This window comes from Aeromonas sp. R3-1, assembly GCF_040908345.1.
Lineage (GTDB): Bacteria > Pseudomonadota > Gammaproteobacteria > Enterobacterales > Aeromonadaceae > Aeromonas > Aeromonas veronii.
In genome coordinates this window covers 1-18940 of sequence record NZ_JBFODN010000049.1, presented here as the reverse complement: position 1 = coordinate 18940, position 18940 = coordinate 1, and the positions used below count along the sequence as shown (strand labels likewise).

Below are 18940 nucleotides of genomic sequence, written 5' to 3'. Positions count from 1 at the left end.
CTAGAACCGGGCTATTGTACTAGGCATGCCGACAGCGGCCAGTGATTGAGGCAAATTTTGCAGCCATCATCGCCGTTACCTGATGAAAGTTGCGGCTTGTCCCCGGGAAAATAGCGCGCCGACAGGCTGTGGCGACCCTCATCGATGAAGCACTCCAGACTGGAGCGATCGCATAGCACGGTGATCCGCCCGCCAGCCCATGGGCTGCTGCGGGTCTCCCACGCTCCGCTCTGCCAATTCTGGCGCCGCAAGGTGATACGGTCCGGCTGCCACACTAGCTCGGCCACGGCGCCGAACCAGAGACGCCCCTCACCGCAGAGATACAGATCGAGCCAGGCCGAGTCGATGGCCAGCCCCGGAAATTCGCCGAGCGTCCCCTCGAAACGGGTCAACTCTCCCTTCAATGCCGCCAGCTCCGCCACCGGCCGCTGGCAGAGCCACTCATCCTGCCAGAACAGCTCCCGCGGGCAGCTCATCTGGTGGATCCAGCCGTGAGCGACAGTAGGTTGGCTCATCTCGTTCTCCTCCGGCAGACCCAGCCAGCCAAACAGCAAGCGCCGACCCTGGCTATCCAGAGTGGTCTGGGGGGCATAGAACTCGAAGCCCCGGTCCAACTCGTGGAAAACCCCGTGCTCGAAGCGCTCGCCGTCGAAGTTGCCAGAAAGCCAGCCGCACTGGTAGAGGTTGCGATAATCCTCGCCTTCTGGGGCAATCCCCTGCGGGCAGCTGATCAACACATGGCGATCCCCCAACGGGAAGAGATCCGGGCACTCCCACATATAGCCAAACTCACCCAGCCCCCCTCGCCCGCTACCGGCGATGGGGCCCACCCGCTGCCAGCTTTGCAGGGTGTCGCCGCGATAGAGCAGCACTTCCCCCTTGTCATCCAGAGTGCGAGCCCCCAGCACCATCAGCCACTGCTGGCCGTCGTGCCACACCTTGGGATCGCGCACATGGCCGCTGTAGCCTGCGGGCAGATCCAGCACAGGCCCCAGCTTGGCAAAACCGGCCTCACCGTCGGCGCGGGCCAGACACTGATAAGCGGTGCGGCTGCCATCCGGGTATTTGACATTACCGGTGTAGATAAGGGTCAGACGCCCCTGCTCGTCGCTCACCGCAGAGCCCGAATAGCAGCCGTGGCTCTCATAGGCTTCGGTGGGCAACAGCGCCACCGGCTCGTGCTGCCAATGCAGCAGATCGGTGGAGGTGACATGGCCCCAGCCCTTGTTGCGGTGCTCGCAGCCCAGCGGATTCCACTGGTAGAAAAGGTGGTAGCGCCCGTCGTGCTCGATAAAGCCGTTGGGATCGTTAAGCAGCCCCACCGGAGCTGCCAGATGCCAACGGGGCCGATGGGGATCGGCCGCCGCCTTGAGCTGTCCGGCCAGCAGCGACCGGACAATCAGGTTGAGAAGATCGCTTTCCTTCATCACTCCACCTTGTACTTGAGCAGGTAGGAAGCGGCGAAGGCGGCGCCAAAGGCGATCACCAGCCCGATGATGTAGTGAATAAGGCTCATGGGCTGGACGATGGCCATGCCGGGAATACCGGTCAGCCCCACCGCCGTCATCCCCACCTTGGCCGCCACCACGTAGGCGCCGCCGCAGGCCCCGCCAAACAGACCGGCGAGGAAGGGTTTGATGTAACGCAGGTTCACCCCGAAGATCGCCGCTTCCGTGATACCCAGCAGGCAGGACATGGCCGCCGGCACCGTGATGGCCTTGATCTTCACGTCGCGAGTCTTGAAGTAGACCGCGAGGCAAGCCCCGCCCTGTGCCACGTTGGCCATAGCCCAGATGGGCAGCAGGAAGTTGACGCCAATTTGCGGATTGGCCAGCAGCCCCGCCTCGATGGCGTGGAAGCTGTGATGGATGCCGGTGATGACAATAAGCGAGTAAGTGCCGCCAAACACCAGCCCCGCCAGCCAGCCCGCCTGCTCATAGAGGGCGCTCAGACCGAACGAGATGCCATCCCCCAATACCCGACCCGCCGGGCCGATAAAGAGCAGTGCCACGAAACCGGTGATGATGACGGTCAAAAACGGGGTGAGGATCAGATCCAGCGCATCCGGAATGCGCTTGCGCAGCTGTTTCTCCAGATGGGACATAAACCAGACTGCCAAGAGCACCGGGAAGACGGTGCCCTGATAGCCGATCATCGCCACATCCAGCCCGAAAAAGTCCATGGTCTTGAAGCCACCGGCCACGCCCCAGGCGTTGGTCAGCGCCGGGTGGGTGAGGATGCCACCAAGGGTCGCCCCGAGGTACGGATTGCCGCCAAACTCACGTGCTGCCGTAAAGCCGATCAGAATGGGCAATATGATAAATGCCGCCGAGCTGAACATGTCGAGCATCACAAACAGGGCGCTGTCGGCATTGGCCCAGCCGTAGGTGCGCACCATGCCGAGCAGCCCCATCAGCAAGCCCGAGGCGACGATGGCCGGAATGATCGGCACGAAGATGTTGGAGAGGGTTCGCGCCAACCGCTGGGCCACGTTGAGCTTGGCCGCCGCCATGTCGGTCAGCTCCGCCTTGCTGGCGGTGCCGGTACCGGTCAGCGCCACAAACTCCGCATAGACCTTGTTGACCAGACCGGTGCCGAAGATCACCTGAATTTGGCCCGCGTTGCTAAAGCACCCCTTGACCCCCTCCAGCTTGTCGATGGCGGCCTTGTTTACCTTGCTGTCATCGGCCAGCACCAACCGCAGCCGGGTGGCGCAGTGGGCAGCGCTGACGATATTCTCCTTGCCCCCGAGCAGGGGCACCAGATCCTTGGCTATCGCACTGATATTCATATTCTTCCTCTTATGACCCGCCACGCTGGCGGGCCCTTGTCACATGAGAGTAGGGGCTGTCGAGCCGGGCTTCTAGCCTCAGCTCAACAGCCGCTTGCGCCTGATCGCAAAAAGGCATCCAGTTCGGAGCGGGTCGGCAGCGCCGTCATCGCCCCCTTGGCGGTGGTGGCGAGCGCCCCGCAGCCGTGGGCCTGAGCCAGGATGGCGGGTAGCTCGGCCAGAGTCGGCAGCGACGAGCGCCCGGCCAGCGCCGCCAGCAGACCGGCGACGAAGGCATCCCCCGCCCCCGTGGTATCGATGGGCGTCACTTTCTGCCCCACCCACTCCAGCAACTCGCCATCAAGGCGAGCCACCACCCCGGCCGCCCCTCTGGTCACCAGCACCAGCGCCGGGCCAGAGAGAGTTGCAAGCCCGGCAGCCAGTTCATCCTCGCCACTCAGCAGTTGCAGCTCCTCGATGGAGAGCTTGACCACATCCGCCCGCCCGATGGCCTGACGTACCAGCGGCAGCATCTCGGCGGGGTTGCCCCACACCTCGGGACGCAAGTTGGGGTCGAAGCAGACCCGCCCGCCTGCCGCCTTGATGGCCGCCATGGCCTGCAGGCAGCTGGTGCGTACCGGCTCGTTGGCGAGCGCGATGGAGCAGGTGAGCAGCCACTGACCGGCATCGAAGCGAGGCAACTCATTTGGGGTGAGGAACTGGTCGGCACTGGGGCGCACCATAAAGGTGAAGCTGCGCTCCCCCTCGTCATCCAGTTCTACCAGCACGGTCGAGGTGCAATGGTCAGGATCGAGCCACAGCGCGGCCACATCCACCCCCTCCCCGCTCAGGGTCTCAGCCATAAAGTGGCCGAACGGATCGGCGCCGACACGGCCGATAAAGGCCGCATCGCCACCCAGCCGTGCCACGCCAACCGCCACATTTGCGGGCGCGCCACCCGGACACTTGAGGTAGTGCAACGCCCCTTCCGGGATCAAGTCCACCACCGCATCACCCATTACCCACACACGATTCGTCACCTTGCTACTCCACTGCTGCATCGGATCCACGGTCAAAGCCGAACTCTGTTCTGTTGGCTGGCATTATCAGCTAAACCGTTTTAGCCAACCAACAGATCTCGGCACCGGTTGCCATTTTTGTGATCGGGATAACGAACTAGAACCAGGTTTCCATCTGCACGCCAAAGTTCCACTCTCCACCGGCGGTGAAGTTGCTCTGGCCCATGGCATCGTCGCTGGCGTAGTTGTCGAGCTCGGAGGACCAGTCCATCCAACTGGCGAACACCCGCAGCTCGGGACGTTCGAAGAAACCGGCGGTCTGCGCCTTGAAGGTGGGGGCGAAGGTGAGCTTGGTGAAGTTGCCGTTCACCGCCTGGCGTCCCTTGTAACCCTTGGGGTCGAGATCCATGTACTGCCAGGCCGCCTCGTAGACCAGCTCGACGTTCTGGCTCAGCACCTGCGCCACCCGGGTATTGAAGGTAAGCCAGCGATACTCGTCCCCTTTCACGTAGCGATCCTGACTCTGCTCGGCCAGCAGGGCCGGGGCAAAACGCCAGCGCGAGTTGAGATCGGTGGCGCCAAACACGGCGACCCGCACTGCATCGGCGTCCGGCAGCAGCTCGCTGTCAGAGCCCAGCCCCTTGACCTCGGCCCCCAGCCCATGACCGTACAGCACCGCCGCCTTGGCAAAACCGGGGTTGAGGCCGAAGAAGCTCTCGCCGTGGTAGGCCAGCAGGGTGTGTGCCCCCTTGTCCGCCGCCTCGCTGCCCGCCCCCTTGTCATTGATGCGGGCGTCATTGTCCTTGGCCGAGAGACCGTTCACCATCCACTGCCAGTTACCGACGCGGTTGTTCATGGTGAGGATGTAGCTCTCGATATCGGAGAGACCGCTGGCGCTGATGTCGCCGTAATCCCGGCCATAGAGAGAGAAGTTGGCCTTCCAGCTGTCGGCCAGCTGCACGTCGTAGACGCCGCCGCCGGTACCGGCCAGGAACACCACGTCGGAATCGAGCCAGTGGATGTCAAAGTTGTCGCGGTCAAAGCGCTTGCCCGCCCAGAGCACCGCATTCTTGAAGGGGCCGTCGAAGCTAGCCAGATTGCCGATCTCGGCAAACACCTGACGGGTATTGAGGCTCGAATCGCTGGCGGTCCAGTCGTTGCTGGTCTCTACCCCGTCCGCCAGCATCAGCTTGTAGCGGGCCCAGCTGCCATCCTCGAAGGTCTGGGTTTTCAGCAGGTTGGCCTCCATGTAGGTGTCATCCTCGTTGCCAAGGCGACCGACGGCCCCACCCACCGAACCGGCTGGCGTGATGTAGGGGCCGCCGCGCCCACCGTTGCCATTGCTGTTGACCAACAGGCCCGAGCGGGCATAGCCGTGAAACTCGAAGCCCTGGGCACCAGCGGTCTTCTCATCCACCTTCTGGCTACGGCTGTCGGCCACCTGCGCCTGCTCGCTCGCCGCGCTCGCCTTCACTTCCGCCTGACTGGCACGGCTCTCTGCCGCCTCGGCTCTCGCTTCGGCCGCCTGCACCCGCGCCTCCAGCGCCGCCAGACGGGCCTCGACACTCTCTCCTCCTACACTCTCCCCTGCGACACTCGCCTGCGCCGCCCACAGCGGGCTGCTCATCCCCAATCCCAGCGCTACCGCCAGCGCCAACTTGCTCTTGAACATCATCATCTTCCTCACCTGTCATCTGTGGCCCGGACGGGCGCTGTTGTTATCGACAGTCAGAGCATAGCTAAACCAATTTAGCTAACTCAATACGACAACTAAACCGTTTCAGCAACAGTGTGAGCGGGATAACATTTGTACAGCAGGAATTGGCGGGAGTTGTGAGGAGGATCCCTCATCAGGATCCACTCAATAAGGCGGATCCTGGCTAAACGGCGGGCAAAAAAAGAGCCAGCACAAGGCCGGCTCTGTTTATTCGGGTGGCTGAAATCAGCTGGTCAGATCGTCGAAGAAGCGTTTCACCCCTTCGAAGAAGCCTTCCGATTTCGGCTTGTGGGTCTTGGCAGCGGCACCGCTGAAGGACTCGTCCAGCTGGCGCAACAGCTCTTTCTGCTGCTCGGTGAGGTTGACCGGAGTCTCGATCACCACCTTGCACATCAGATCCCCTACCTGACCGGAGCGCACGGACTTGACACCCTTGCCGCGCATGCGGAACATCTTGCCGGTCTGGGTCTCCGGAGTGACCTTGAGCTTGACGCGGCCATCCAGGGTCGGCACTTCAATCTCGCCACCCAGCGCAGCTGCGGTGAAGCTGATGGGCACTTCGCAGTAGAGGTTGTTACCGTCACGCACGAAGATCTCGTGCTCTTTGACGTGCACCTGTACGTAGAGATCCCCTGCCGGTGCCCCTGCTTCCCCCGCTTCTCCTTCGCCGGAGAGACGGATGCGATCGCCGGTATCGACGCCCGCCGGAATTTTCACCGACAGGGTCTTGGTGCGCTGGTAGCGACCTTCACCGTGACACTTGCGGCACGGATCCTTGATGATCTTGCCGCGGCCGTGACAGTGCGGGCACGCCTGCTGCACCGCGAAGAAGCCCTGACGCATCTGCACCTGGCCGGAGCCGTGGCAGGTCGGGCAAGTCTGGGCACTGCTGCCGGTGTGGGCACCGGAGCCGTTACAGACTTCGCAGTGAACCAGGGTCGGCACCTTGATCTCCTTGGAGACCCCGCGTACCGCCTCTTCCAGCGTCAGCTCCATGGTGTAACGCAGGTCGGAGCCACGGGCCGGGCCACGACGGGCACCACCACGGCCACCGCCGAAGATGTCACCGAATACGTCACCAAACATGTCGGCGAAGTCGGCATTGCCGCCAAAGCCGCCGTGGCCACCGCCACCCTGGCTCGGGTCAACACCGGCATGGCCGTACTGGTCGTATCGGGCACGCAGGTTGGCATCGGTCAGGACCTCGTAGGCTTCCTTGACCTCTTTGAACTTCTCTTCGGATGCGGCATCACCCTGGTTACGGTCCGGGTGATACTTCATGGCCAGGCGCTTGTACGCCTTCTTGATCTCGCGATCGTCGGCATCTTTCGCCACACCCAGTACTTCGTAGAAATCGCGCTTCGACATACTCATCCTGTGGTTACGCAGACGGGCGTTGGTTACCCAACGCCCGTGAATTCATTGACCAAGCCGATGGGCGAAGCGGACTTCGCCCATCTGGGTAGGGCTTACTTCTTGTCGTCTTTCACTTCTTCGAACTCGGCGTCGACGACGTCGTCGTCAGCCTTGGCAGAAGAGGAGGACTGACCGGCATCAGCACCGGCTGCGCCCTGGGCCTGAGCCTGCTGCTGGGCAATTTCCATCAGCTTCTGGGACGCTTCCAGCAGAGCCTGCTGTTTGGCTTCGATGGCAGCCTTGTCGTCACCCTTGAGGGCCGCTTCCAGCTCGCTCACCGCGGCTTCGATCTTGCTCTTCTCATCGGCAGGCAGGGCTTCACCGGCTTCGGTGATCTGCTTGCGGACGGAGTGGACCAGACCATCAGCCTGGTTGCGGGCCTGTACCAGCTCTTCGAACTTCTTGTCCTCGGCCGCGTTGGCTTCGGCTTCGCGTACCATACGCTCGATCTCGTCATCAGACAGACCAGAGGAGGCCTGGATGGTGATCTTCTGCTCTTTGTTGGTCTCTTTGTCTTTCGCAGAGACGTGCAGGATACCGTTGGCATCGATGTCGAAGGTCACTTCGATCTGCGGCAGACCGCGCGGTGCCGGACGGATGCCTTCCAGGTTGAACTGGCCCAGAGACTTGTTGTCGCTGGCGCGCTTGCGCTCACCCTGCAGCACGTGAATGGTCACGGCAGACTGGTTGTCTTCGGCAGTGGAGAACACCTGGGACTTCTTGGTCGGGATGGTGGTGTTCTTCTCAATCAGCGCAGTCATCACGCTACCCATGGTTTCGATACCCAGGGAGAGCGGAGTAACGTCCAGCAGCAGCACGTCGGTCTTGTCACCGGACAGTACGGCACCCTGGATGGCAGCACCCATGGCCACGGCTTCGTCCGGGTTGACGTCTTTACGCGGCTCTTTGCCAAAGAACTCGGCAACGGTCTTCTGAACCAGCGGCATACGGGTCTGACCACCAACCAGGATCACGTCGTCGATCTCGCCAACTGCCAGACCGGAGTCTTTCAGGGCAACACGAACCGGCTCCAGAGAGTCTTTCACCATGTCTTCTACCAGGGACTCCAGCTTGGCGCGGGTCACCTTGATGTTCATGTGCTTCGGACCGGTGGCATCTGCAGTGATGTACGGCAGGTTGACGTCGGTCTGCTGGGCAGAAGAGAGCTCGATCTTGGCTTTCTCGGCGGCATCTTTCAAACGCTGCAGAGCCAGCTGGTCGTTGCGCAGGTCGATGCCCTGCTCACGCTTGAACTCGTCTACCAGATAGTTGATGACGCGGTTGTCGAAGTCTTCACCACCCAGGTGGGTGTTACCGTTGGTCGCCAGTACTTCGAAGGTGGTCTCGCCTTCCACTTCGTCGATCTCGATGATGGAGATATCGAAAGTACCGCCACCCAGGTCATATACGGCAACCTTGCGCTCACCCTTGACCTTGTTCACGCCGTAAGCGAAAGCAGCTGCGGTCGGTTCGTTGATGATGCGTTTTACATCCAGACCGGCGATGCGACCGGCATCCTTGGTAGCCTGACGCTGGGCGTCGTTGAAGTAGGCCGGAACAGTGATGACTGCTTCGGTTACCGGCTCGCCCAGGTAGTCTTCGGCGGTCTTCTTCATCTTTTTCAGCACTTCGGCAGAGATCTGCGGCGGTGCCATTTTCTTGCCCTTCACTTCAACCCAGGCATCGCCGTTGTCAGCTTTGGCGATGGCGTACGGCATGATTTTCAGGTCACGCTGCACTTCTTCATCTTCAAAACGACGACCGATCAGACGCTTGATGGCGAACAGGGTGTTTTTCGGGTTGGTGATGGCCTGACGCTTGGCCGGCTGACCAACCAGGATCTCGCCATCATCGGCATAGGCAATGATGGACGGAGTAGTACGATCGCCTTCTGCGTTCTCGATCACGCGAGCAGTGTCGCCATCCAGAATAGCGACGCAGGAGTTGGTAGTACCCAGGTCAATACCGATGATTTTACCCATTTGACGAATCTCCAAATACTTTGAATAAACTGGCGAGGAACTCGCCTTAATGCGTTAACGGCTAGGTGGGGGCTGCCAATCTGGCTTTCAAGCTCCCGGCATCAAATTTTTTGTGCCGCCGCGGCCTTGTACCCTATATGGGGTCGCCAGACGCAGCTTCAAGCCCCAACCCCAAAAAACCACACCCTTTGTCATGGTTGCTCGGTCACGTTGAGCCGTGAAGCCGGGCACCATGAGCGGGTGCTGCACTACGAAACAAAAAGCCCGCCACGAGGCGGGCTCGGGTACCCACAGCCAATCAGTCGACCGCTTTAGCGATCATCACCATGGCCGGACGGATCACCCGACCGTTGAGGTCGTAGCCCTTCTGCATCACGGCAATGACGGTGTTCGGCGCCACATCGGCACTCGGCACCATGCTCATCGCCTGATGAGCGTTGGGATCAAACGGCTGGTTGAGCGGGTCGAGCGCCACCAGACCGAACTTGGCCACGCCGCTCTGCATGGATTTCAGGGTCAGCTCGACACCTTCGATCATCGGCTTGAGGGCTTCGTTCTCCTTGTCGGCCAGTTCGATGGCGCGCTCAAGGTTGTCCAGCACCGGCAGCAATTCGCCTGCGAACTTCTCCAGAGCGAATTTGTGCGCCTTCTCGACATCCAGCTCGGTACGACGGCGCAGGTTCTCCATTTCGGCGGCGGTACGCAGGGCGCGTTCACGCTCTTCCGCCGCTTTTTGGATAGCGGTTTCCAGCTGCGCTTCCAGTTCGGCAATGCGGGCCTGCTCGGCTGTCACTTCACTGTCTACATCGGTCGGCTCGACTGGCTGGACTTCCACTTGCTCCATCGCTTCAACCTTTTGCTCTTCGTGGTTCATGACATCTCCAATTCCGGGGTTACTTATGAGGGCCCTGACGTCAGGTTGAGCGACCGGACGACAACAGACCGACTATGTTGGCGCTATTATGGGGATGCATCCCCGGCTTTCAAGGGGTAAAAGGCCAATCAGGGTGGATGATCTGCCGCAAGCGGCTGTTTCTTGGCGTTGCAGCTCACCCTTTAGCCAGCTGACTCAAGGGGATAGCTGCCCCCGTGACACGGGAGAGCGTCACAAGCGGGCCAAAGCACTGTATACTGGCCCGCAATACCCATCCCAGACCCGACAGACTATGGATTCTCCGTTCAAAACCATCGCCCTGATTGGCAAACCCCACCATGAAGGGGCCAACCAGACGCTGACCGGCCTGCATCAATACCTGACCGCCCGCGGTTTTCGGGTACTGGTCGAGAGCCGGGTCGCCCAGACCCTGAGCATCCTCGATGAAAACGTGATGGATCTGGTGCAGCTCGGCCAGCAGGCCGATCTCGCCATCGTGGTCGGCGGTGACGGCAACATGCTGGGGGCGGCACGGGTGCTGTCGCGCTTCGATGTAGCGGTGATCGGGGTCAACCGGGGCAACCTCGGCTTTCTGACCGACCTCTCGCCGCAGGATTATCTGCTGCCGCTGGAACAGGTGCTCTCCGGTCACTACAAGAGCGAACACCGCTTCCTGCTGGAGGCCTCGGTCTATCGCCACGGCGAGCGCAAGTCGAGCAATCTGGCAGTCAACGAGGCAGTGCTGCACCCAGGCAAGATCGCCCATATGATCGAGTTCGAGGTCTATATCGATGGCAGCTTTATGTATAGCCAGCGCTCGGACGGCATCATAGTGGCCACCCCGACCGGCTCCACCGCTTACTCCCTGTCGGCTGGCGGCCCCATCCTCACTCCCAAACTCAACGCCATCACGCTGGTGCCCATGTTCCCGCACACTCTGAGCAGTCGCCCAATCGTGCTCGATGCCGACAGCGAAGTGCGCCTGCTGGTCTCACCGGACAATCAGGACGATGCCATGCAGGTCAGCTGTGATGGTCAGGTGACGCTGGCGGTCCACCCGGGGGACGAGATCCTCATCAAGAAGAGCCACCACCAGCTCCATCTGGTGCATCCGCTCGACTACAGCTACTTCCACGTGCTGCGCAACAAGCTCGGCTGGGGCAGCAAGCTGTTTTAATCTGCGGGATCGAACTGTGCAGCAGTGCTCTGGCTAAGCGCCACCTCGCTGCGCAGCCAGTCGCTGAAGGCGCGAAAACGCGGCCGCTCGCGGTTCTCCCGCGGCGAGATTAGCTCGTAATTGCGCCCGGCCGCCACAGCCGAGCCACCTACCGCAACCAGCGAGCCCTGTTCCAGCAAGCTGCGCACCAGCACCTCCCGCCCCATAGCCACCCCCATGCCTCCTTGCGCGGCTTGCAATGCCATCTGATAGTGATTGAAGCCGTAGTGGCGCTGTTCATAGGGCAGCGACATGCCTAAGTCATCGCACCAGAGCCGCCACTCCGAGAAGAGCTGCTGCACATCGGTCGACTCCGAGGCATGGATAAAACAGGCCTCCGCCAGCCGAACCGGATCTCTCAACAATCCCAGCCGCTCTGCATAGGCGGGGGAGCAGACAGGTATCAGGCGCTCCTCCATCAACAGTTCACGGTGCAGATCACTGCAGCGGGTTGCGCCGTAGTAGATGGCCAGATCTACCCGCTCCTCGTTGAAATCCACCGCCCCGGCTCGAACCCGCATCATCACGTTCAACCCGGGCCAGCGCTGCTGGAAGCGCGGCAATCTGGGCATCAGCCAGTTGAGCCCCAGCGTCGGCGCAACCCCCACATGGAGCGTGCCACGCAGATCCTGAGCACGAATATCTTCAATCTCCTCGTTGATCTGGCGCAGGGAGTGGCTGATGGTCGCCAGCAGACGAGTCCCCTCCTCCGTCAATTCAAGCTTGCGGGTCAGGCGAATAAACAGACGAAACCCCAATAACCCCTCCAGATGGCGAATACGGTGGCTGATGGCCCCCTGGGTGAGGTTCATCTCCTCGGCTGCCCGTGTAAAGCTGAGGTGGCGGGCCGTGCTCTCGAAGGTGTGCAGCAGGGCAAGAGTGTTCTGTTGAACCAGCATGGATAACCTCGTGATGACGCGCGTTGCGGTGCAGGCCATCAGTATGCCATTTCCCCTTATGCATGAAACAGGCTAATCCATGCTGCCCCATATTTCGTTTGTCGGCCCGCCCCAGCCCCTCTTTAATAGGGTCAAACCCTATCCCTGTTAATGAGGTGGACAATGAAAAACGGACTCAAGATTGTGGTCATCGGCGCAGGCTCCAGCTACACCCCGGAGCTAATCGAGGGCTTGATCCAGCGTCAGCACGAGTTGCCACTGCGCGAACTCTGGCTGGTAGACATCGACGATGGCCGCGAGAAGATGGAGATCATTGCCGCCCTCACCCGCCGCATGCTGGCCAAGGCCGGACTGGCGGTTCGAGTTGAAACCCGGCTGGAGCGAGAAGAGGCGCTGCGCGATGCCGACTACGTTTGTTCCCAATTCCGTGCCGGGTGCCTGGAGGCACGTATCAGCGATGAGCGGATCTCGTTGAAATATGGCCTGATCGGTCAGGAGACCAACGGACTCGGCGGCTTTGCCAACGCCTGCCGGACCATCCCCATCGCCCTGCAGATCGCCGCCGACATGGAGCGCCTCTGCCCCGATGCCTGGCTGCTCAACTTCACCAATCCGTCGGGCATGGTGACCGAAGCCGTGTTGCGCCACAGCAAGATCAAGGCGGTGGGGCTGTGCAACGTGCCGGTGATCATGCAAAAAGGGGTCGCGACTCTGCTGGATACCCGCGATGAGCAAGAGTTCATCATGCAGGTGGCCGGCCTCAATCACTTTATCTTCGTGCGCCAGATACAGCATCAGGGCGAAGATAAACTCGGCGCGGTGATCGCCCGACTCGCGCAAGGGCACGACCCGCTGGTACCACGCAATATTCCCCCCTTTGCCTGGCCCAAGGATCTGCTGGCCAATCTGGGTATGATCCCCTGCGCCTATCTGCGCTACTACTACATGAGCGACGATATTCTCAAACAGGAGCTCGGGGAGGCTAGCGGTGAAGGGACCCGTGGCGAAGTGGTCAAGGCCATTGAACAACAACTGTTCGATCTCTATCGCAACCCGGATCTCGCCGAGAAACCGAAGGCTCTGGAAGGTCGCGGCGGCCAGTATTACTCGGAAGCGGCGTGCGAACTGATGAGTGCCATCCACAACGACAAGCGCATCATCATGCACGTCAACACCCGCAACAATGGCGCCATCAACGGCCTGCCAGACGAGTGCGCGGTGGAGGTCAGCTCCCTCATCACCAAATCGGGCCCGCTGCCACTCAACGTGGCCCCCTTCCCGCAAGATACCCTGCGCCTGCTGCAGTTGATGAAGGAGTTCGAGCAGCTCACCATCGAGGCCGCCATCACCGGCAACCGCCATACCGCCTGGCGCGCCTTGGTGCTCAACCCCCTAATCACCAGCGGAAGTCGACTGGAACAGGCACTGGGCGAGGTGATCGCTGCCCATCCGGATCTGATGTCAGCCTTTCACTGACATGCTCCTTGTTGCAATCCCGCAGGCCACCGCTCTGGTGGCCTCTATTCGTTAAAAATGGCGGCGCCCTCTTTACTGTATATAAGACCAGTATATACTGGATGCATACACAGTAATGTTGACTTATACAGGATGAGACCATGCTGACCCAGCTGACCGTCAACAACTTCGCCATCGTCAAGTTTCTCGAACTCGATCTGCAACCGGGCATGACCTGCATCACCGGTGAGACCGGTGCCGGTAAATCCATCGCCATCGACGCACTCGGTCTCTGTCTCGGAGAGCGGGCCGAAGCCGGCATGGTGCGACCCGATAGCGACAAAAGCGAGGTCAGCGCCCGCTTCCTGCTGGACAACAACCCGGCCGCCCGTGCCTGGCTCGCCACCAACGAGCTGGAAAACGAAGGTGAGTGTATCGTGCGGCGCGTCATCTCCGCCGAGGGCCGCTCACGCAGCTATATCAACGGAGTTCCCGTCCCCCTCACCCAGCTCAAGAATCTGGGCCAGCTGCTGGTCAACGTGCACGGTCAGCATGCCCACCAGATGCTGCTCAAACCCGACTACCAGCTCGCCCTGCTCGATGGCTACGCCGGCCACCATCTGTTGCTCGACGAGGTGCGTCAGCACTATCAGCAGTGGCGCCAACTGCAAAACGAATTGAACCGGCTCAAGGCCGAGCAACAGCAGCGGGAGGCCCGTCGCCAGCTGATCGAGTATCAGGTGCAGGAGCTGGACGAATTCGCCCTGCAGCCAGGGGAATTTGAAGAGATAGAGGAGGAGCACCAGCGCCTCGCCAACGGCACCGAGCTGATGCAGGAGTGCGGCGCCTGCCTCGATCTGCTCTATGACAACGAAGAGACCACCATCGCTGGCCTGCTGCAATCGGCCGTCGATCGCGCCGAGGGGCTGGTCAGCATGGACAGCCGTCTCACTCCGGTACTGGAGATGCTGAACGAAGCACTGATCGGGGTGCAGGAGAGCCACAGCGAACTGCGCAGCTACCTCGACCGACTGGAGCTGGATCCCGAACGTTTCAACGAGCTGGAAGCCCGCCTCTCCAAGGCGATCAATCTGGCTCGCAAACACCACGTCAAACCGGCAGATCTGGCCCAACACCATCAGGAGCTGGCCTCCGATCTCGCCCGCCTCAATTCCGACGAAGAACGGTTAGAGGGGATGGAAGATGAACTGGCAGACGCCCGTCAGGCGTTTGTCCAGGCTGCCGAGGCACTGAGCCAGAGCCGTCAACGTTATGCCGAGGAACTGGGTGCCAAGGTAACCAGCAGCATGCATGAGCTAGCGATGCCGGATGGCCGCTTCGCCATCGAGGTACGCCCCGATGCCCAGAGCAGCCTCTCTCCGCTGGGTATCGATCGGGTGGAATTTATGGTCACCACCAACCCGGGCCAACCCATTCAGCCGCTTGGCAAGGTGGCGTCAGGCGGTGAACTGTCGCGCATCAGTCTCGCCATCGTAGTGATCAGCGCCCGCAAGGTCTCAACCCCGACTCTGATTTTCGACGAAGTGGATGTGGGGATCAGCGGCCCGACTGCCGCCGTGGTGGGTCGCCTGCTGCGCCAGCTCGGCGAGTCCACTCAGGTGATGGTGGTCACTCACTTGCCTCAGGTGGCAGGCAACGGCCACCAGCATATGGTGGTGAGCAAGCATACCGATGGCAAAACCACCGAAACCCGGATGGATGCGCTCGACCAGAATGCCCGTCTCAATGAGCTGGCACGCCTGCTCGGTGGCGACCAGATCACCGACAACACCCTGGCCAATGCTCGCGAGCTGCTGCGCCGTTGAATCTGGCAATAAAGCCGATTTGCAGCGATGGCGACTGACAGGGCAGACCGAACATGCTGACTTAGCAGGTACGGACGAGTGCCATGGCCTTCATAGTCAGCAATAGCCAATAGCCAATAGCCAATAGCCAATAGCCAATAGCCAATAGCCAATAGCCAATAGCCAATAGCCAATAGCCAACTGTGATAACTGAACTCGCGTCAGGATTACCTACCCAGATCAATAAAATGGCGAGTTAGGCGAAGCTGGCAGCAACATGGGCGTTGATCCGGTTGCCTTCATGTGGCGGATTTCGCATAGTGTTGCCCCCCTTTATGGGTATCCAATTGTGAGGCTTTGTCTATGATCCACGTTTTTGGTCACAAGAATCCTGATAGCGACAGTATCTGCAGTGCGCTGGTTATCACCGACTGGCTCAATGGCCAGGGCCGTCAGGCCACCCCATGGCGTCTGGGTGACCTGCGCACCGAAACCCGTTTTATTCTGGAGCAGGCAGGCGTCAGCGAACCCGAATTGCTGACCAAAGATCTGACCGGTGAAGATGTCTGGCTGGTGGATTTCAGTGATCTGGAACAGGGCCCTGCCACACTGGCACAAGCCAATGTACTGGGCCTGGTGGATCACCACCGTCTCGGCACTCTGGTCACCCAATCTCCGCTGGATGCCTGGATCCGTGCCGTCGGCTGCACCTGCACCATCGCCTTCGATCTGCTGAGCCAGCAAGGCACTGTGACCCGCAGCCAGGCTCGCCTGATGCTGGGCGCCATCATGAGCGACACCCTCTGTCTCACCTCGCCGACCACCACCGAGCAGGACAAGATCGCCTGTGAGCGTCTGGCACCGCTGGCCGAAGTATCGCTAGCCGAATTCGGCCAACAGCTGCTGATGGCGAAAACCGACCTGAGCGGCCTGACCCCAGCTCAACTGCTGCAGCAGGATGAGAAGGCATTCCAGGCCGAAGGTCTGAACTTCATCATGAGCCAGATCGAAGTGGGCAGCGAGCAGCAGCTGGCCGAGCACTTGCCAGCCCTGCAGCAGGAGATGGCCCAGCGCGTGGCGAGCGAAGGGCTCGACTTCTTCGTGCTGATGGTGACTGACCTGACGGCCGCAGCCAGCCGTATCTACTTTACCGAACACGCCAAAGTACCGGCAGAGTCCAGCTACCACCCGGGCTTTGTCAGCCGCAAGAAGCAGGGTCTGCCCTGGGTGATGGATCTGCTGGCCAAGGCCTGACCCTCCCTCGCCATAACCTATTTCAAAGCCCTGCCTCTGCGCAGGGCTTTTTCATCGCCACCGCCAGCAGCACTCCCTATCCTCTTGCTGACCATCTTGATCACCACTGCGGGCTCTCGCTTACTCCTTTCTCGGCTTATTGACAGTTAACGCCATAACTTTGCTTACATATTTGCGGCTGTTATTTATCAGGGCTTTGCTGCAGGATAATCGCCGCGCACAACCTTTTCCGTTTCCATTCAGGTGATCGATGAACATAACCCCCAAGCAGAGAACCCTGACCATCACCATGCTGATCGCCGTGGTGCTCCTCGGCTGGCTGCTCTGGCCCAGTCAACCACCCAAGGCGATGCTGACCGCTCAGGTGACCCGCGAGGATATTGCCCAGACCGTGCTGGCCAGTGGTGTGCTGCAGGCCGTAGAACAGGTGGATGTGGGGGCTCAGGTCTCCGGTCAAGTCACCAAGCTGGCCGTCGAGGCAGGTGATCAGGTCAAGCAGGGAGACCTGCTGGCCGAGATCGATCCCCTGATTGCCCAGAACAACCTCAAGACGGCCGAGGCAGAGCTTGCCAGCAACCGCGCCCAGCTCAAGATCAAGCAGGCGCAACTCAAACAGAACGAGCTCGCCTGGCGGCGCCAGCAGCAGATGTTCAAGCAGGAGGCGAGCTCACGGGCCGATCTGGAGAGTGCCGAGGCTCTGCTGGCAGTCACCCGCGCCGAACTGCAAAACAGCCAGGCCAATATCGACAACGCCCTGATCAAGGTTGATAGGGCCAAGACCGAGCTGGGCTACACCAAGATCCTGGCGCCGATGGATGGCACCGTCATCAGCATTGTGACCCGTCAGGGCCAGACCCTGGCTGCCAGCCAGACGGTGCCGACCGTGCTCAAGCTGGCCAACCTCGAGACCATGACGGTCAAGGCGCAGATCTCCGAAGCTGATGTCACCAAGGTCAAAGCCGGCATGCCGGTCTATTTCACCTTGATCGGCGATCCGGATACCCGCTATCAGGGTAAGCTTCGCGCCGTGGAGTTAGCGCCTACCAACATCAACGATCAGGCCACCACAGGTACCACCACCAGCAATGCGGCTGTCTACTACTACGCCCTGTTCGATGTACCCAATCCCGCTCATACCCTGCGGGTCGCAATGACCACCCAGGTGACCATTGTGCTCGGCGAGCGCAAGCAGGTGCTCACTGTGCCGCAAACTGCCCTCGGCAAGTCGCTGGGTGACAACGAGTATGAAGTCACCGTGATCAAGGAAGATGAGACGACCGAAACCCGTCATATCAAGACAGGTATGAAGGACGAGATCCGCATTGAGGTGATCAGCGGGCTGAGTGAGAAGGAGGAGGTGCAGCTCAATCACGGTGCTCCCACCGACAATGATGAGATGGCGGTGATGCTATGAGTGAGCCCCTGAACCAGCTGCCGTTGATCCAGCTGAAAGGGGTCGAGCGACGCTACCAGAGCGGCGACAGCGAAGTCACCGTGCTCTACCCTCTTGATATCACCATCTCGGCAGGAGAGATGATCGCCATTGTCGGCGCATCCGGCTCTGGCAAATCGACCCTGATGAACTTGCTGGGTTGCCTGGATAGCCCGAGCGGCGGCCAGTACCTGTTTCGCGGTCAGGACACCGCCACCATGGATGCGTTGGCGCTGGCCCGGCTGCGCTGCCACCACTTCGGCTTTATCTTTCAGCGCTACCACCTGCTGCCCCATCTCGATGCCACCGCCAACGTGGAGATCCCAGCTGTCTATGCCGGCACCAGCCGCCCGGATCGCCAGGCGCGCGCGCGTCAGCTGCTGGGCAGACTGGGGCTGGCCGATCGCAGTCACCATACCCCGGGCCAGCTCTCCGGCGGTCAGCAGCAGCGGGTCAGTATCGCCCGGGCGCTGGCCAATGGCGGCGAAGTGATCCTCGCCGATGAACCGACCGGCGCACTGGATAGCCAGAGCGGCAAGGAGGTGATGGCGATCCTCAAGGAGCTGCACGCTCAGGGCCACACCATCATTCTGGTCACCCACGATATGAACGTGGCCAGCCATGCCGACCGGATCATCACTCTCAAGGATGGTCGGATTGAACAAGATAGCGGCCCCTGCCAAACGGCCGTGTTGGCTCCAGCCACCGCCACAAGCACAACCACTGCCCCTCAAAAAATAGTGCCCACTAAAGGCGCCATGGGTCACGACTGGGATCGCTATCGGGAAGCGGGACGGATGGCGATCCATGCCATGCTCGCCCACCGGATGCGCACCTTCCTCACCATGCTCGGCATCATCATCGGCATCGCCGCCGTGGTGAGCGTGGTCGCTCTTGGTCAAGGGGCGCGCGCCAAGGTGATCGACCAGATCAATGCGATGGGCACCAACACCATCGAAATCTTCCCGGGTAAAGGATGGGGCGATGAGAAGATGGCCAGCATCCAGACCCTCAACAAGGGGGATCTCGATGCCCTGCTGGGGCAGCCCTATCTTGCGGGCGCCAGCCCCGAGATCGGCAGCTCCGGCCAGTTGCGCTATC

Annotated in this window: 14 protein-coding genes; 6 read left to right on the top strand and 8 right to left on the bottom strand. The window is 60.8% G+C overall.

Annotated features, from left to right (window positions below; all coding sequences use genetic code 11):
- Positions 1 to 11 precede the first annotated feature (11 nt).
- The 7 genes from AB5Y85_RS02485 to grpE form a co-directional block, all read right to left on the bottom strand.
- A complete protein-coding gene (locus AB5Y85_RS02485; RefSeq protein ID WP_368221124.1) occupies positions 12 to 1427 on the bottom strand; it encodes a glycoside hydrolase family 32 protein in 1416 nt (471 codons plus the stop codon).
- The gene (locus AB5Y85_RS02480) at positions 1427 to 2791 is read right to left on the bottom strand and encodes a sucrose-specific PTS transporter subunit IIBC (RefSeq protein WP_043818633.1); all 1365 of its coding nucleotides are present in this window, start codon (positions 2789 to 2791) and stop codon (positions 1427 to 1429) included. Before AB5Y85_RS02480 ends, AB5Y85_RS02485 begins: the two co-directional genes overlap by 1 nt.
- 83 nt (positions 2792 to 2874) lie before the next feature.
- Positions 2875 to 3831, bottom strand: a complete 957-nt coding sequence (locus AB5Y85_RS02475; RefSeq protein WP_368221123.1) for an aminoimidazole riboside kinase — start codon at positions 3829 to 3831, stop codon at positions 2875 to 2877.
- A gap of 115 nt (positions 3832 to 3946) precedes the next feature.
- Entirely contained in the window at positions 3947 to 5467 is a 1521-nt protein-coding gene (locus AB5Y85_RS02470) for a carbohydrate porin (RefSeq protein WP_368221122.1), read from the bottom strand.
- Positions 5468 to 5731: 264 nt separating this feature from the next.
- Complete coding sequence (dnaJ, locus tag AB5Y85_RS02465; protein WP_033136595.1) at positions 5732 to 6874, bottom strand: molecular chaperone DnaJ; 1143 nt, start codon at positions 6872 to 6874, stop codon at positions 5732 to 5734.
- 101 nt (positions 6875 to 6975) lie between these two features.
- Positions 6976 to 8904 (bottom strand): molecular chaperone DnaK, encoded by a 1929-nt coding sequence (gene dnaK / locus AB5Y85_RS02460; protein WP_368221121.1) that lies wholly within the window; start codon positions 8902 to 8904, stop codon positions 6976 to 6978.
- A gap of 298 nt (positions 8905 to 9202) precedes the next feature.
- Positions 9203 to 9778: a nucleotide exchange factor GrpE gene (gene grpE, locus AB5Y85_RS02455; protein WP_042058176.1), complete on the bottom strand. Its 576-nt coding sequence runs from the start codon at positions 9776 to 9778 to the stop codon at positions 9203 to 9205.
- A 292-nt stretch (positions 9779 to 10070) separates the two neighbouring features.
- On the opposite strand from grpE, the gene nadK reads away from it, so the two are divergent.
- Entirely contained in the window at positions 10071 to 10955 is an 885-nt protein-coding gene (gene nadK / locus AB5Y85_RS02450; protein ID WP_042018657.1) for an NAD(+) kinase, read from the top strand.
- On the opposite strand, the gene AB5Y85_RS02445 is transcribed toward nadK, so the two are convergent.
- On the bottom strand, positions 10952 to 11893 hold the full coding sequence (locus tag AB5Y85_RS02445) for a LysR substrate-binding domain-containing protein (protein WP_257686672.1): 942 nt from the start codon (positions 11891 to 11893) through the stop codon (positions 10952 to 10954). The two genes, nadK and AB5Y85_RS02445, sit on opposite strands and share 4 nt — an antisense overlap.
- 162 nt (positions 11894 to 12055) lie before the next feature.
- Here AB5Y85_RS02445 and AB5Y85_RS02440 point away from each other — a divergent pair, with 162 nt between their 5' ends.
- From AB5Y85_RS02440 to AB5Y85_RS02420, 5 genes are all read left to right on the top strand, one after another.
- Positions 12056 to 13369 carry a 6-phospho-beta-glucosidase gene (locus tag AB5Y85_RS02440; RefSeq protein WP_257686673.1) on the top strand — a complete coding sequence of 438 codons (1314 nt, stop codon included), beginning with the start codon at positions 12056 to 12058 and terminating at the stop codon, positions 13367 to 13369.
- Positions 13370 to 13509: 140 nt separating this feature from the next.
- Positions 13510 to 15174: a DNA repair protein RecN gene (gene recN, locus AB5Y85_RS02435; RefSeq protein ID WP_257686674.1), complete on the top strand. Its 1665-nt coding sequence runs from the start codon at positions 13510 to 13512 to the stop codon at positions 15172 to 15174.
- 342 nt (positions 15175 to 15516) lie between these two features.
- Positions 15517 to 16407, top strand: coding sequence for a manganese-dependent inorganic pyrophosphatase (locus tag AB5Y85_RS02430; RefSeq protein ID WP_040065992.1), 891 nt, complete (start codon positions 15517 to 15519; stop codon positions 16405 to 16407).
- 250 nt (positions 16408 to 16657) lie between these two features.
- A complete protein-coding gene (macA, locus tag AB5Y85_RS02425; RefSeq protein ID WP_257686675.1) occupies positions 16658 to 17821 on the top strand; it encodes a macrolide transporter subunit MacA in 1164 nt (387 codons plus the stop codon).
- The coding region (locus AB5Y85_RS02420; protein ID WP_368221119.1) for an ATP-binding cassette domain-containing protein at positions 17818 to 18940 on the top strand (1123 nt) is incomplete at its 3' end. The genes macA and AB5Y85_RS02420, both read left to right, overlap by 4 nt.